Origin of the sequence: Ideonella margarita (genome assembly GCF_038066635.1) — a bacterium.
GTDB lineage: Bacteria > Pseudomonadota > Gammaproteobacteria > Burkholderiales > Burkholderiaceae_C > Ideonella > Ideonella margarita.
The window spans coordinates 187359-203259 of record NZ_JBBUTI010000006.1 but is presented as its reverse complement, the minus strand read 5'-3'; the positions used below and the strand labels follow the sequence as shown (position 1 = coordinate 203259).

6 protein-coding genes are annotated in these 15901 nt (G+C 70.9%); 3 read left to right on the top strand and 3 right to left on the bottom strand.

Annotated features, from left to right (window positions below; translation table 11 throughout):
• Nucleotides 1–12 precede the first annotated feature (12 nt).
• From AACH00_RS10220 to AACH00_RS10210, 3 genes are all read right to left on the bottom strand, one after another.
• Nucleotides 13–768, bottom strand: a complete 756-nt coding sequence (locus AACH00_RS10220; protein ID WP_341399020.1) for a DUF481 domain-containing protein — start codon at nucleotides 766–768, stop codon at nucleotides 13–15.
• A gap of 200 nt (nucleotides 769–968) precedes the next feature.
• A complete protein-coding gene (locus AACH00_RS10215; protein ID WP_341399019.1) occupies nucleotides 969–2429 on the bottom strand; it encodes a PA domain-containing protein in 1461 nt (486 codons plus the stop codon).
• Nucleotides 2422–2844 carry a post-PEP-CTERM-1 domain-containing protein gene (locus AACH00_RS10210; protein ID WP_341399018.1) on the bottom strand — a complete coding sequence of 141 codons (423 nt, stop codon included), beginning with the start codon at nucleotides 2842–2844 and terminating at the stop codon, nucleotides 2422–2424. Before AACH00_RS10210 ends, AACH00_RS10215 begins: the two co-directional genes overlap by 8 nt.
• Nucleotides 2845–3232: 388 nt before the next feature.
• Here AACH00_RS10210 and AACH00_RS10205 point away from each other — a divergent pair, with 388 nt between their 5' ends.
• From AACH00_RS10205 to AACH00_RS10195, 3 genes are read left to right on the top strand one after another with little or no spacing between them, the layout of a single operon-like run.
• On the top strand, nucleotides 3233–3844 hold the full coding sequence (locus tag AACH00_RS10205; RefSeq protein ID WP_341399017.1) for a hypothetical protein: 612 nt from the start codon (nucleotides 3233–3235) through the stop codon (nucleotides 3842–3844).
• Nucleotides 3845–3860: 16 nt separating this feature from the next.
• Nucleotides 3861–13895, top strand: a complete 10035-nt coding sequence (locus tag AACH00_RS10200; protein ID WP_341399016.1) for a DUF6603 domain-containing protein — start codon at nucleotides 3861–3863, stop codon at nucleotides 13893–13895.
• The gene (locus AACH00_RS10195; RefSeq protein ID WP_341399015.1) at nucleotides 13896–15899 is read left to right on the top strand and encodes a hypothetical protein; all 2004 of its coding nucleotides are present in this window, start codon (nucleotides 13896–13898) and stop codon (nucleotides 15897–15899) included.
• Nucleotides 15900–15901 lie beyond the last annotated feature (2 nt).

The window sequence follows — 15901 nt, the reverse complement described above, 5'->3', positions numbered from 1 at the left end:
GGAGTGGATGGTTCAGAACTCGTAGCTCACGCCCACATCCAGCTCGGTCTCGCCGTCGGGCTCGATGCTGCTGAACGGGAAGCCGCGGCTGTGACTGGCCTTGACCTGCAGGCCCACATGATCCGTCAAGCGTGAGCGCAGGCTGATGTCGACGGTACGGTAACGCTCCTGCCGGCTTTGTTCATGCACCACGCTCAGGCGCAGCTGCACGCCGGGGCTCACCTGCCAGCGCGCGCGGCCGGCCACGGTGAACAGCACCTCGTTGGCGGTGCCGTCGTTGTAGAGGCGGGCATGGCGGTAACCGGTGCCTCCTTCGAGCGTGAGGTTCAGGTCGCGGCCGGTCTGCCAGCGGTGGCCGAGGCCGGCACGCAGCGCGCTGGTGCGCACGTAGTAGCCATACACGTTGTGGCGCAGCCGTGGCGACAGGTAGACGAAGGTGTCGGCATCCCACAGCGTGTGGCGGTACTTCACGTTGACGTCGTACTTGTCGCGGTCCAGTTCGGCTTGCTGACCCGGCACCTTCACCGTCTCTCGGTCAAAGGCCAGGTCAAAGCTGATGTCGCTGTCGGGGCGGGTCAGCAGCAGTTCTGCATCGGCCGTGGTGCGACGCGACAGGCTGCTCGAGCTGTTGAAGGACAGGCCGAAGCTCATGTCGCCCGACCAGGTGCCCCAGGAGTTGGCGGCCATCGTGGCTTGGCCCGGCGTGGTGGTGGTGGCCGTTGTCGTGGCCGTGTCGAGCGGCGCCGCAATGGCTGGGCCGCTCAGCATCAGCAAGGCGGGGAGAAGTGCGTGAAGGCGAGGCAGGCGCATGCGGGATCAACGTCAAGGGCCGCATCGGCCCGGCTGGAGGTGCCCGGATGTTAAGCGGCCCCTCCGGGCAACAAAAAAAGGGCCGGGTGTTGCCACCCGGCCCTTGGTACCTTCAGTCCGCATTCAGCCCGCAGTTGCAGGCTGCCGCGGCTGGCAACTTATTGGCCGATCGGCCAGCCGATGTCCTTCAGCAGGGGCAGCGTCAGGTCCACCGGGGCCTTGACCTTCTGGGTCAGGTCGGCGTTGATCGCCGGTTCCATCAGCAGGTTCGGGCTGGCGGCGGTATCCCAATGCGAGACGGAGGAGCCCGACTGGTACGGGTTCGGTGCGTACAGACGCGGACGGCCGGCGGCGTCAGACGCCGAGCGGACGTTGTTGTCGACACGCAGGTTGCCACGAACGCCAGCGGCGCCTGCTGCAGCCACGCCAGCGCGGATCTTGGCGCCGTCGGTCTTCAGGATGCGCACAGCCGGAATCACGACGGTCGAGTCAGCACCACCCAGACCGGTCAGGCCAGCCACCACGTTGTCGGCCACCAGCACGCCCACGGCGCCAGCGTTCTGCACGTTCTTCGCCTTGATGGTGAAGGCGCAGGTGCCACGGTCGACCAAGGCGACCTTGCCGGCCACGGCTGCCGCGTTCTCAGGGCTCAGCGCGGTGCAGGCCAGGCCCGTCACGCCGTCCGGCTGGTCGACGATCGGAGCGATGTCGCCCTTCAGGCCGGTCGTCGTCACCGGGGCGCCGAACGAGGCCGTGCCCACCGGGTAGGTGCCGGCAACATCAGGTGCAGCCTGCGAGAACAGCTTCAGGAACGGGGTTCCGTTCAGCACCTTCGGGGCGTCGGCCAGCACGTTGGCGCCGGTCCACACCAGGTTGTCGGTGTTGATGCCCGAGGTCACGCGCTCGGCGTCGGTCATGTCGGCCCACGACTTGCCAGCCGTGTTGTCGTACATGAACGATTCCCACATCGCCGGGTAGGCGTTCGAGCCATCGGAGATGCGTGCACCGGTCGAGCCGCTGGTCAGGGCCTGGAAGCCCAGGCCATGGCCCAGCTCATGCAGCAGCACGATGGCGAAGTTGATGTGGCCAGCCGGGGCGACGTTGTCCACGCCCAGGTAGAACGGCGAGCTCGGCAGGCAGCCCGGGGTGCCCAGGTTCACGTTGAAGCGCGAGATGATTTCCGGATCAGCGCCTTCGTCCAGGTCGCTGCCGGCCAGGGTGTTGGCCAGCGCGGACGAGTACCAGACGTCCTGCTTCGGAGCGTTCGGGAAATTGCGCCACACGTTGTAGGCACCGGCCGAACCCAGCACGGCGCTGGAGGCCGTGCAGGTCAGGGCTTGCCAGCTGGCAGCCACGCGGATCGGCGGGCCCGGGGGCAGCTCGCGCGCCCACTTCTTGGCCACGTAGTCGTACACGAACAGGCGCTGCTCGCCCAGCGTGGTGCCGGGGTTGCCACCCACCGGCGTGGCCGGGGTCGTGTCGTTGAAGCCGACGCCAGCGGGGTCACCGTTGACGATCAGCAGGCGGGCCTTGGCGCCAGCTGCTTGCGCACCCAGGGCGGCCACGGCCATCGCCACGGCGCACAGGGCCTTGGCGGAGAAAGAGAGATGCTTATTCAAGGTTCGACTCCTTGCGTGCTGCTGCAGGAGCGGCGTGGGCATGACCAGCGTGGTCGCCGGCTTCCATGCATTCCATCTGGAGCTTGCCATCGGCCGAGATGGTGGCGACGGCAGAGCTCATGTGCTCTTCGCTCAGACGCACGCCGCGGGCACCGGTGGCCTTGGACGTCAGGGTCACAGGCTTGCTGCGCTGCAGGCTGGACGCGTCGACGCCGGACTTGCGGTCCAGTGCACGTGACTCAGCGGCGCTGACAGGCCGGATTTCCTTGGTGACCGGATCCACGCTGACGCGCATGCCGGAGTTGGTATCGCTGGGCGCTGCGGTAGCAGCTTCCTGGGCTTGCGCCACAGTCACCAGGCTCATGGTCAGGGCGCAGCCGATCAGGCACGCACTGGACAACGACTTCGAGAACATGAGGAGGCTCCTCGCCAAATAAAGCTGAAGCCTCAATTTATGACGTGCGTCTGAACGTTGCTATTGATGTTCTAGGGGTGGGGTAACCAGAACCGGGGAACTCTCTCTTGCATTCTGAAAAAACAAGCGGGTCTTTTTTGGGGTGGATCTGGTTGGGTTTGGAGTCTGGCGCGCGTAGCAGATCAGGCCCGTGGCGCAAAGCTTCACGAGGCCTGCTGGCACCTCTGTCTTAGGGGGTGAGCTGGCCCTCCGGACGGCCTTGGTAGGGGCTCCCATTTGGAGGCTGCCCTCCTACATTGGTCCGTCAGTGGCAGGTGATCGAGCCTTGGCGCAAGTCCGCGTCGGCCGTGTGGCCTGTTGATTTTTCAACACAGTCGAGCCGCCAAACATGCCTGCCAGCATCGCCACCGAGTACCTGAAATTTGTTGCACAGCAACACACGGCCCTCACCCTGGCCGCCGTGCGGGCGCCCTTGACCGAAGGTCAGCTGCATCCCCCGATCGAAATGGGCGGCGGCACCGCCCGGGAGCTGCTGGCGGTGGCCATGCGTGAGGCGGCGGGTTTGTACCGGCCAAGCCTGCGCAAGGAGGTTGTCTGGGTCGATGGCAGCGACGAGCTGGCCGTCGCCCTGGAACCCTCCGACGTTTCCATCGACGACGGCGTGCTGGCCCTGACCCTGGCGGTGCGCTGTGATCAGACCGGTGACGCCCGGGTGCGCATCACCTTCGTCTGCGGCTCCCCCGACCAGCCCGCGGGCCTGTTCGCCGCCACCCACCGCGTGCCTGAAGGCCCGACCCTGGTGGTGGACCGCTGGGGCGACGCGCTGGTGGCCTTCGCCTGGCAGTGCGTGCTGGGCCTGTTCAGCGGCCTGGCTGCGGCGGCCGGCAAAGACGCGCGCGGCCAGGTGCTGGTGCCCGTTGAAGTGATGGTCACGTCCAAGGGCCTGACGATTCTCCCCATGGCCCGTCACCGGTTCACCGGCCAGTCGGCAAAGCTGTGACCTTCGAGGTGACCTGATGAGCATGCACCGCAGTGATCTGGGCCTGCTGGGCCAACTGGCCGCCGCCCTCGGTTTGTTTGATGGCGAAGACCCCAACCCCGACTGGTTCTCTGACCCGGCGGCGTCATTGACGCGGGTGTTGTCGAACCCGGCGCAGCGCGAGGCCCTGATGGCCTTCATCGACGAAGCGCTGGGTGGCGCCGCGCGGCAAGAGGTGGACGGCATCACCTGGCTGCCGCTCATCACCCTGACCGACCCGCCGGTGGACCTGGCGCTGACGGTGGACGCGCGGCCGCTGGACGGCCTGCACATCGGCGTGGGCCTGACGGTGCGCACCACCGCCCCGGCCATCAGCCAGACGCGCCTGATGGTGCCGCTGTTCCGGGCCTTCCGCGAAGACGCCAGCGCGCCGGTGGGGGCGCTGCTGCTGCTCGGTGCGCCGGGTGGGCGCCTGCGCGTGCAAACCCAGGTCACGCTCGACACCGCAGCGCCAGTGCCGGGCCTGCCTCGGCTGGGTGGCATCGGCTTGTCGCTTGATGCGCCCACCGCCATTGACGATCACACGCAGCCGCCCGTGTTCGGCCTGATGTTGCAGGGCCTGCAACTGCCTGGCGCGCCTGCGCCGCGTGATGTGTTCGTCAGCGCCGCCGGGGTAGATCAGCTGGATGAAGCCGTGCTGCACCTCGTGCTGGCGCTGCTGCAGGCGCAGGCCGAAGCCGGGCCGCCGGCGGTGCAGGCGCTGGCCGGGCTGCTGGGGCTGCGCAGCACCGATGACCTGCCCGACTTCCCGCTGCAGGGCCTGTTCGAGCGCGGCCCGCTGGCGCTGGCGCAATGGCTGGAGCAGGTGCTGGGCCAGGCGCCGATGCGCACGCGCTGGATGGGCCATCTGGCCACCTTGCTGGGCGCGCAGGTGGTGGGCGATGCGGTGCAGCTGACCATCGGCGGCAGCGCTGCGGTATCGCTGGCCATTGGCGTGGACACCGGCCCGTCCGGCCATACCCGACTGACCCCCGCGCTCACCGTGCGGCTCGGGCCCGCCGCCACGCCGGTGCAGATCCGCGCGGCGCTGCTCCGTGCGGATCTGGTGGATGGCAGCCTGCTGGCCCTGCCCAGCCTGGCCGTGTGGGCGCAGGCCGGCTTGCCCGCACCCGGCACACCGGTGCTGGATGTGTCGGGCCCGCCGGCCGTGCACGTCGACACCGTGCGCATCGGCTTCGAGCTCGACGCCAACCGCCAGCTGCGCTTCCTGCTCGCGGCGGATGGCGTGGTCATCGGCGCGCAGCGCTTTGCCACGCTCGACCTCAGCACGCCCGATGCCGTCATCGACGCGGCCGGCACCACCGTGGCCAGCCTCGCCGACAGCCTGCTCGCCGGCCTGGGTGACGTGCTCGGCCTGGTGCGCCGGCTGCTGGGTTTGCAGGCGCCGTCGGGTCTGGCGCCCGTGGCCTTGCACGATTTGCTCGACGACCCGCTGCGCGCCGTGGCCGCCCACTGGCGCGCCTTGATGAGCCGGCCGTCTGAGCTGCGTGATTTGCTGGTAGCGGTGCAAACCGCGCTGGCCGATGCCGGCGCGGCGCTGCCCGCCATCACCGGCAGTGGCACCCGGGCTGACCCGTGGCACTTGCCGCTGCATCGCGCCCAAGACGCCACCCGGCAGACCGAACTGGCGCTGGAGCTGGCGGTGGACGGCTCCGTGCTGTGGCTGGACGCCGTGGTGCTGGCCCGCCTTGACGCGGTCGATGCCCGCGCCGTGGCCCTGAACGCCGCCACCCGGCTGCGCGTGACGCTGCTGAAGCTGGATGTGCTGGTGCGCAGCGCCGAGCTGCTGCCCGCCGCCCAGGCTCGCCTGATGTTGACCGAAGCCGGCGCCACGCCGCCGCGCATCCGTCTGCCCCTGCAAGCCGGTGCGGCGCTGCTGGCCGATGGCCTGGGGCTGGACTTGCACTGGCTGCCCGCCACCGGCCTGCAGGCGCAGTGCCTGCTGCCTTCGCCCAGGTTGTCGCTGCCGAGCGGGGATTTGCCGCTGGTCATGCCGCGGCTGGATGCGGCTGGTCGCCTGACCCTGCCCGCCGCCGACTGGGATGCGCTGCAGGCCCTGCTGGCTCATCTGTTGAGCCAGCCGGTGGCCGTGCACCCGGCGCTGGCCGAGGCCATCGCCTTGCTGGGCTGGCAGCCCACGCCACCGCCGTCTGGCAGCCACCCGCCGCTGCGCCTGGCCGACCTGGTGGCCAACCCCGCCGCTGCGTTGCAGGCCTGGCTGCGCCCCTTGCTGGCCAGCCCGCTGGCCCCGCGCGCCCTCGGCTGGCTGGCTGACCTGCTGGGCAGCACCCCGGCGCTGCCCGCTACCCTGGCCGGCACCGGCCACCCGGACGACCCGTGGCGCCTGGCCCTGGCCGGCCCCGCCACCCCCGCTGCAGCCCTGCTGCCCGAGCTGGTGGCCTGGTTGCCACCGGCCGGCCCGGCACCTGCCTTGAACGCCGCCCGCGATCTGCTGCAGAACTGGCTGCCCGGCTTGCCGGCCCTCACGCCGGCGCAATGGCTGGCGGCCTTGCAGGCCGATGCCCGCCGCGCGCCGGACCTGGCCGACCTGCTGCGCCATCGCCTTCAAGACCAGTTGCAGGACGGCCTGGAGCGCTTCGCCAACCGCTGTGCAGACGGCGACGGCCGCCTGCGCCCGCCCGTGGGCAGCGCTGTGCCGGCCGGCGTGCGTCTGCACCAGCTGGCCGCTGCTGCCACGCAGCTGTGGGAGCAGATCGACGTGGCCGTCATCTCCGGCCGCGTGCCCAACCTCGTGGTGCATGTGGCCGTGGGGGAGCAGGCCTGGGCGGCCATGCCCGCCGATCGCCGCATCAACCTCACCGGCAGCGGCCTGAGCCCGGCGATGTTCACCCTGCCAACCGCTGCCACCGGCGTGTGGTTCGTGGCCCTGGGCAGCCGTGCCGATTGCCGCGCACCGGGCGACACCGACGACGGCACCGCTCAGCAGGCCGCGCGCCTGTCCCGCGTGTTGAATCACCTGTCCAGCATCGACCCCGCCATCGCGCTGGTGGCGCTGGCCGGTGCCGGCCACGCCGCGCGCATCGCGGCTGACCAATGCCCGGCCGTGGCCGACCTGGTGCTGGTGGGCACGCCGCTGTCCGACATCTCGCTCCGTGTGCTGACCGAGCAGCCCATGGCTGATGCCGTGCACCTGCTGGGCCGCCTGCTGCCGCCGCCGCCCGCCACCGGCGCGCCGGCCGAAAACAGCGACCTGGCCCGTGGCCGCGCGCTGCTGGACGGCCTGCTGCCGCTGGCCGATCAACCCGAGCCCACGGCCGAGCTGCGCTTGCCGCCGCAGGCCTTGCCGGCGCCCCGCGCGGGCCTGGCCGTGAACGCGGTGTTTGGCGTGCTGACAGCAGCCCAGGTGGCTGATGCCCTCACTGCCGTGGTGGCGGCGGGCTTGAACCACCGGGCCGCCGTTGCAGCGGCAGCCGCAGCGCTTGCGCCGCTGCTGGCTGCTGCACCCACCGGCTGGCGCGCCGGCTTGCGTTGGCCCCTGCCTGTACAGGCCGCCGGCGATGTGCGCATCACCGGCCAGGCCGATCTGCTCTTGCTGGCACATGACGTGGGCCCGGCCGGCGTGGTGGCCGCTACCCGCACACTGCGTGTGCAACTGGGCTTGGCCGACCGCCAAGGCTGGCTGATGGCCCGCCCCGAGATGGCCTTGCGCGCCGTGTCGGTGGAGATGGTGCTGCCGCTGGACGGCGACGGCTCGGCCACCAGCGCCGCAACAACGACGATCACCCTCCACGATGCCCGCCTGTTTGGCCAGCGCTGGGAGCGCCTGGTGCTGGGCACCGGCGCCGATGCCGTGCCGGCCTTGCCCGAAGCGCGGGTGCTGCTCTCCGCGGTCATGCAGCGTGTGCAGGCCGATGTGGGCAATTCACTGGCCGTGGCCCTGGGCGACGTGCTGGAAGAGCTGGGCCTGCTGGCTGCGGAAGGTGGCCTGGTGGCCGACGCGCTGGATCAACTCGTGCTCGACCCGCTGGGCTTGTTGCGTCAGCGCCTGGCCGCGCCCGGCGGTGCCTTGGCCGATGCGCTGCGTGCCTTGCTCGGCCCGCTGGGGGCGTCGGTGGACCTCACCACCGGCACCGTGCGTGTGCAGGCGGGTGGCCCCAACGCCGGCCGCTTCGGCTGGCTGCTCGACCTCACCTGCTCACCCGCCGGTTGCACGGGCCAGTTCCAGCTCGGCGTGCGTGCGCCGGAGGCATCGCAAGCCCACTGGCAACTGCAAATGGATGCGCCCGTGGCCGGCGCCGCGCCCACCGTGCGCCTGGTGTGGCTGCCCGTCAGCGGCCCGGCCCAGGCCGTGGCCTTGTGGCCGGTGGCCGATGTGCCGGCGGTTGAGCGCCTGCTGGCGCGCTGGCTGCCCGCCGTGGTGGCCCAGGCCGGTTTGCAAGGCCTGCGTTCAGCCGACACGGTGCTGGCGCCGGTGCTGGAAGCGGCGCTGGACGCGCTCGATCTGCTGGTGCCCGCCAGCGAGGTGGCCGCGGGCGCGCTGCGCCCGGTGCGGCCTTTGCTGGCCTGGCTTGATCAACCGACGGCCTGGTGGCAACGCCAAGGCGCGGCCAGCGCCCTCGCGCAACGCGGCCCGCAACTGCTGAACGCACTGCGCCTGCTGTGGGGCCAGGCCGCCGCTGCGCCGGGCGCCCCGGCCACGCTGGTGGTGCTGCCGGGCGTCAGCGTCAGCTGGTTGGTGGATGGGCCGCGCAGCGGGCTCTCACTGGCCATCGACGCCGCCGCCTGGGTGGCCCCCGCCGCCGGTCAGCCGCACTTGCAGCTGGGCCTCACCGCCGGGCTGTGGCTCACGGCGGGTCAGTCGCCAGTGGCTGCACTGGCAGCCCACCTCGGCCTGCCCGGGGCATCGGCCGGCCGGCCTGCGCTGCACCTGGCGCTCGACAACGGCCAGGTCCGCCTCTTCCTGCGTCCGGCCAGCGGGGCAGATGTGTCCTTGCTGCCGTTTGCAGGCCTGGGCAGCCTGGCTGGCGCAGCAGGGTCTGCAGTGGAAGCGGCCTTGCCCTTCCTGCTCGACACCCTGGCTGCGCAGGCCGCCAACGTCGGGCCGCTGGTGCAGCAGGTGGGTGACTTGATGCGCCTGCGCACCGGCTCACCACCCCGGTTCGATGCGGCCGCCTTGCGTGCCTGGGCCCAGGCGCCGGTGGCGGCGTTGAAGGCCGCGGCGCCGGGGGCCTCGGCGGCTCTCTTGCAGCCGCTGGTGGCGGCGTTGCGCGGCGTGGTGCCAGCAGCGCTCACCCTCAGCAGCACTGACTCGTCGGGAGGCGCCGCCATCCGCTGCGAGGTCGGCGTGTTCAGCCTCACCTGGACGCCGTCCACGGGCAGCGTGCAACTGGCGGTCATCAACCTGATCGTGCCCGACGTGCTGCTGCTCGACGCGGCTTTCACCTTGTCTGACGCCGGCGTGCAGGCCGTGGACGCCACCGTGCGCCTCGAGCCCATCGACATCGGCGGCGCGCACCTGCGACCGTGGTTCAGCGTGGTGGCCGGCGCGGCGCCGGGGCGTACGCGGCAGGTCAGCGTCGGTTTGTTGCTCGACGAAGCGGCGCCCTTCAGGCGCCTGTCTGTGTGCCGCCAGCTGGATGACGGCACCTTCCACCTGGTGGCCAGCGACGGGCCTTTCAACGCGCCGCATGACGTACCTGCCTTGCCGGTGGTGGGTGCGCCTGCCGTGCCGCCCGAGGTCGCCCAGCGCGCCGTGCAATTGCTGCTGGAACTGGCGGCAGCCGTGGCGCTGGCGCAGCCGGCCGTCACGCAACTGCTCAACACGCCGGTGGGCAACGCGCCCAGCAGCGTGGGTGAGCTGCTGAAGGGCGTGCTGCTGAAAGACGCGTCGGGCAGCTTCGAGCTGGACACCGGCCTGTTCGAGGCCACGCTCAGCAGCGTTCAGCCGCGCGTGCTGGCGCTGCTGAAGAACATCGTGTCCGCCGGCATCGTGCTGACGGTGGACGGCCTCACCGTGTCGCTGCTGCAGCTGGCGCCGGACGGGCCACTCGGCCTGCAGCTGGGCTTGTCGCAGCGCCTGTTGCTGGTCGATGGCGAGGTGCGCCTGTGGCTCGAAAACGATGACCGCTGGATCACGCCCGACCCGCCGGGCGACGGGGGCTTGTTCGTGGGCTTCCTGTCTACCACCCCGACGCTGGCTTTTTCGCCGAGCCTGGTGGTGAACGGCTTGGGCTTGCGCGTGGGCAAGGCCACCGGCCCGCTGCTCGACACCGGCCTGAGCATCGACACGGTCGCCCTGCACCTGTACGGCGGCATCGACAGCACCGGCCTGACTGGTGCAGGCATCCAGCTGCAGTTCCAGAATCTGGCGGTGCCGATGGCCGGTGCCGGCGGCAACAACCCCATCGCCCAGGGCTTGATGCGCGACAGCGGCCCCACCCCGCCGCGGCCTGCGTTTTCACCGGCGCTGGCGGTGCAGCAGCATGGCAGCGGCGGCGTGTCCGTCAGCCTGACGGCCGGCGAGCCGCCGGGGCCTTGGTGGTTGGCCATCCAGCGCGGCTTCGGCCCGCTCTACCTGGAGCAGGTCGGGCTCGACCTGCCCACGCGCGATGGCCAGATCCAGTCGGTCGGTGTGCTGATGGACGGCTCGGTCTCGATGTTCGGGCTGAGCTGCGCGGTGGACGACCTGCAGCTTCGCTACAACTTCAACAACACCAGCGGCGCTGGCCTGCTGGACCCGGCGAACTGGGCGATCGATCTGGCCGGCCTGGCCGTGGCTGCCGACATGGCGGGCGTGTCGATCGCGGGTGGTTTGCTCAAGCAGACGGCATCGGGCGGCGGCATTCAATACCTCGGCATGTTGCTCGGCCGCTTCGGCGTGTATGGCCTGACGCTCTACGGCGGCTACGGTGAGGGCGAGGATCAAATCACCAAAGAGCGCTTCACCAGCTTCTTCGCGGCAGGCGCCGTGGTGGGCATGCTGGGCGGCCCGCCCGCGTTTTTCCTCACCGGCCTCGGTGGTGGCTTCGGCATCAACCGGGCAATGAAGCTGCCGACCGATCTGTCGAAGTTCGGCGAATACCCGCTGATCGAAATGCTCGACCCCAGCGCCAGTGCGGGCGAGCCGATGGACAAGCTGCAGGCGCTGGGCACCTACTTCCCGATGCAGCGCGGCACCTTCTGGTTCGCTGGCGGCCTGTCGTTCACCAGCTTCGCGCTGGTCGACGGCATCGCCGTGATCGGCGTGCAGGTGGGCGACGGCCTCGACATCAATCTGCTGGGCCTGGCGCGCATGGCGTTGCCACGGCCGCAGGTGGCGCTGGTGTCGATCGAGCTGGCGCTGATGGTGCGCTTTTCGACCAGCGAGGGTGTGCTCTGGGTGCAGGGCCAGCTGACCGACAACTCCTGGCTGCTCTACCCCGACATCAAGCTCACCGGCGGCTTCGCCTACGTGATCTGGTTCAAGGGCGAACACGCCGGCGAATTTGTCATGACGCTGGGCGGCTACCACCCCGACTTCCACCGCGACGGCTACCCCGTGGTGCCCCGCCTGGGCCTGCGCTGGGCGATCGGCGACAGCATCGTCATCAAGGCCGGCAGCTACTTCGCGCTGAGCTCGGAAGCGCTGATGGCCGGCGGTGATTTCGAAGCCTCGGCGCACTTCGGGCCTGCCTGGGCCGAGGTGCGTTTCGGCGCGCACGGCATCGTGTATTTCGATCCCTTCCACTACCACGTGATGGCCTATGCGCGCATCGCGGCGGGGGTCACGCTCGACCTCGGTTTCCTGGGCGACCTGACCATCTCGGTGCACCTGGGTGCGCGCATCGCGGTGGAGGGCCCCGACTTCCGCGGCAGCGCCACGTTTGAGGTTGGCCCCATCGAGCTGACGCTGGAGTTTGGCGGCAGCGACCAGGCCCAGCGCGCCTACCTGACGGCGGAGGCCTTCACCGCCAAGTACCTGGGCACCGAAACCGGCAAGCCGGTTCGTACGCAGGCCCTGATCACCGGACGCGGTGCGCAACCCGCCGCGGCCAACGCCAAGCCGCCCGACGGTACGGCCGAGCAGCCCTTCGTGGTGGTGGCCGAGTTCGGCTTGATGTTCACCAGCACGGTGCCGCTGGTGCTCATCAAGACGGAGGCGAAGGATGGGTCCGTCACCACCAAGCCTGCGGACAGTGAAGGTGTGCTGGGCATCGGGCCGATGGGCAACAGTGACATTGCGCCGGTGGTGACGTTCACCTGGCTGCGCGACGGTGTCACGCGTGACGACTTCCCGTTTGCCCTGGAACGGCAGCCCCTGGGCAGCTTCCCCGTGGGCGTGTGGGGGCCGCCGGGCGATCCGAGCAACCGCAAGATGCCCAAGGGCGAGATGATCAAGGCGCTGCAGTCCATCGGCCTGACCACCACCGGCCAGCCCGGTGAGGCCACGCCGCCGGTGGCGTACCACCAGGTCAGCATCGGACGGCGCAAGCCGCTGCCGCTGAGCCGCAGCCTGGCCGACAGCAAACGCCTGCGTGACCTGGCGATCAGCGTCAGCAAGCTGGTGCCGGCCGTGACCAACGTCGAGGCCGCCATGGCCCAGGCCCGCAGCCAGCTGGCGCGGCAGGCCTCGCCCACGGCGCTGGCGGCGTTGCGCGGTGAACGCAGTGCACCCCCGCGCTTCAGCAGCCTCGCCGAAGGGCTGGAATCCCCCGTGGTGAAGGTGGTGCCGTTGCAGGTCAAGGCCCGGCCGCTGCCGGTGGCTGACCCGGTGGTGGATGCGCCCGTGGCGCTGGCGCTGATGAGCGCTGGTCAAACCGATGGCCGCATCGGTCAGGCCGCGGCCACCACCACGGTCAAGGGCAGCGACAAGGCGTGGCGCACGGCCCCGCCGACGATGGCCTTGGTGGAAGCCAAGCGCAGCCGGTCGTTCGCGGCCAGGCTGGTGCTGGTGGGCACGCCCGCAGCGTCGCGCACCTTGACGGACGGCACCACCACGCTGGTGGCCACGTCCCGTGTGCCACTCACTGGCCAGGCCGCCTTGCCCACCGCGGTGGTGGCCCGGGCCGGTGCGCCACTGGCCGCCGACCTGAGCATCTTCCAGCAGGCAATGACTGGCCGCGACCGTGACCGCCAGGCGGGCGCCCGCCTGGCCGCCGGCCAGACGGTGGTGCTGCAGCTGCCCAATGCGCGGGCAGACGCCAGCTCGAAGCAGGCCCGCCCGGACCTGGTGATGACCGGGGCGGCCTGCCGCGTGGTGTTGCTGGGGCTGGGCGGCCGACGCCTGCTCGACACCCGGCTGCCGGCGCAAGCCGATGCCAAGCAGGCCGTGAGCCTGCCGCCAGGCACCGAGCGCATCGTGGTCACCGGCCTGGGCGCAGGCAGTGCAGACGGCGCTGCGGCGGGCTTGCTCGGCTGGCATGCCGGCTTGCTCATGCCGTACGCCGGCTGGAACACGGCCGTGGCGCCCGGATGCCTGATGCACGCCACCGCCACGCCGGTGCCCGCCCACGGTCAACGTGCGGCAGCCGGCTGGGTGCGCGGGGCCGAACTGGCCCAGGGCGACACCACCGTCAGCACGGTCTTCAACCAGCCGCTGCGTTCGGTGCTCATCGTGCTCGACGACGAGCAGCCGGCGCCCGGTGATCTGCTGATGGGCCTGGACGGCGCCACCCGGGCGCTCGACAAACTGGGTGAGCCGCTGGCGCCGCAGTTGCTGGTGATGGGGCAGCGCAGTGTGCTGGCCTATGACCTGGTGCCAGAGGCCTCGAAGGACGGCGCCGCCGCACCGTCGATCAGCATCGCCACGGGCTCGGGCATCACGCTGGCCGGCGTGCTCGGCAGTGCCGGCCTGAGCGCCGCAGCCGCCCTGGCGCTGGTGGCTGCACGCGGGCTGGACGCCGCCCTGGCGCCGCTGGCCCCGCCCACACCACCGGGGCAGGGGGCTGCTGCCACGCGCCTGCATTGGCAAGGCCCGGTGCGCACCCCGCAACAGCGCGCAGCCGCCCGCACCCTGGCCACCCGGCCCGCGGCCACACCGCTTCCCAAGACACGTCGCAGAAAGGCCGCCTGAATGCCAGCCATCGGACACTTCATCCTGCACAGCCATGTGCTGCCGCAGGTCACCGCCGGCAACTACACCCTGCGCACCGCTCAGGGCGGTTTGCCCTTCCCGGTGGGCACTGAAACCACGCATGTGCGGGTGTCGGCGCCCCGCTACGTGATGCCCACCGACCAGATCCTCAGCACCTTCCCGCCGGCCAATGCGGAAGGCGCGTTCAGTGATCGGCTGCCGCAGATCGTGCTCAAGCGCCGCACGCTGCCCTGGGAGCGCAACCCGGCCGGCGGCCCCGAGGTGTCGGCCCAGCCCTGGCTGGCGCTGGTGCTGGTGGCCGAGGGCGAGGCGTCCCTGTCCACCCCCACGCCGGTGTCAGGGGTGGTGACTGAGGGCCTCACGCTGCCCGACACCAACGACCAGGACGTGGCCCAGGGCCTGTACCTGTCGGTGACGGCCTCGGTGGTGAAGAAGATCTTCCCGTGCGCCGACGACCTGTCCATGCTGACGCATGTGCGCGAGGTCGACATCAGCGACACCGAGCTGATGGGCGCCGACGACGACGGCTGGGTGGCCGTGGTGCTGGCCAACCGCCTGCCGGTGATGGAGCAGACAGACGGCACCCCAGTGCCTGTGCGCTACATGGCCTGCCTGGTGAATGTGGAGGGCCAGCTGGCGGCGCTGCCCAAGCCCGGTCTGGCGGTGGCCGACTTTGCCTTCAGCCGCGCACAAGACTGGCGCCCGCTGATGCAGCTCCAGCTGCCCGGCGGGCCGGACGATCTGGTGATGCCGCGCGCCGCCTTGCCGGCCGGCATTCAGGTGCCGGGTGCGCCCCGCATGTCACGCGCAGACCGGGCCGCGCGCGCGGCAGCGCCGGTCGTCAGCAACGCCGCCTTTCATGCGCTGGATGGCAGCCGGCCGCTGGGCCAGCAGGCCGCCGCCGCGCCCTGGGCCCAGGCCACCCATCAGGTGACCATGGCCGCGCGTGACCCGGCCGCGATGACCCGCGTGCGTGAGGTGATGGCCAACGGCTTCCGCCCGCCGATCGAGTTCTACGCCCGCGAGAAGGTGCTGAAATTTCCGGTGCTGGCGCACTGGACCTTCACCAGCACCGAAGGCGCCACATTCGAGACGCTGATGCAGTCGCTGGACACCGGCTTGCTCGGCACCCTGCGGCCCGAGCCAGACGCGGTGGCAGGCGACACGGCGCCCGCACCGCGCCGCGCACCGCCGGAAGTGGTGGCCACCGGCCACCTGGGCCTGGACCACCAGAGCCGCCGCGGTGATGCGCTGCGCGCCTGGTACCGCGGCCCTTGCGTGCCCTTTGCCACCGACCGCGGCGCCGCCAGCGGCAAAACCACCTTGCCGCTGGCCCACGCCGCCGACCAGCTGCGCAGCGTGGTGCCCGACGGCCGCGAAGACCTGGGCCTGGCCGCAGCGTTCGAGCTGGGCCGGCTGCTGGCGCTGTCGCAGCTGTCGGTGGTGTCGTCGCTGCAGCGCTTCCGCGCCGAGCAATTTGGCGTCGGACGGGTGCGCAGCCTGCTCGATCAGGCCCTGCCGTTTGATCTGCCCGAGCTGCTCGCCACCGTGGGCCAGCGGCGGATTGACCTCGGCCGCTTCGTTGCCCTGACGATGGTGAAAACCATGGCCGACAACACCGAGCCCATGCTCGGCCCGCAGCGCCCGCTGGCCGACCCGGGCCGGCCGCTGGCCATGTCGACGGCCGAGCTGGACCAGCGCGTGGCCAACGGCCTGGGCCTGGACCTGGGCGCACTCAACAAGCGCAGCGCCATGCTGGGCGTGACCGGCGCATTGCAGGCCAGCCCGGTGGTGCTGGCCCCGCCGCTCAAGGCCGGCGCCGATCTGCCCAGCCTGCGCGCGGGCTTGATGTCGGAGCTGCAGCGCACCTTGACGCAGGTGATCAAGCCGCCACCGCCGCGCATGGTGGCCACGCTGGCCACCAACGCCGATGCGCTCGACCAGCTGATGGCCGGCGCCGTCGATGACAGCACGGAGGACTGAGA